The organism is Snodgrassella sp. W8158, assembly GCF_016100435.1.
Classification (GTDB): Bacteria; Pseudomonadota; Gammaproteobacteria; order Burkholderiales; family Neisseriaceae; genus Snodgrassella; species Snodgrassella alvi.
This window is the reverse complement of sequence record NZ_JACFSM010000021.1, coordinates 1-291: the sequence shown is the minus strand read 5'-3', so window position 1 is coordinate 291 and position 291 is coordinate 1. Positions and strand designations below refer to the sequence as shown.

Here is a 291-nt window from a genome sequence, read left to right as displayed (position 1 = left end):
GAAACGTTAACACTATTAAAATTAAAAATATCAATGGTGGTCAGATACGTGGAGATGTTGATGCCGATGAAATTATCAACGATGGCGGATTGATTAGGGGAGACGTTAACACTTTCACCATTGAAAATATCAATGGTGGTAGAGTTAAAGGAAAGATTACTTATAAGCGTTCTGATGAACATAAATAAAGCCAGCTAACCGCTGGTTTTTTAATTGAGTTTTACAACCTGAAATAAGAAAGGAGTTGAAGTGATTAAACAAGAAATTCTGAGTAAATTAGCTAATAAAGAA

Annotated in this window: 1 protein-coding gene; it reads left to right on the top strand. The window is 33.0% G+C overall.

Features of this window, described 5'->3' with window-relative positions; translation table 11 throughout:
- A partial coding sequence (locus H3V11_RS11740; protein WP_198224564.1) for a hypothetical protein occupies positions 1-188 on the top strand: 188 nt, incomplete at its 5' end.
- Positions 189-291 lie beyond the last annotated feature (103 nt).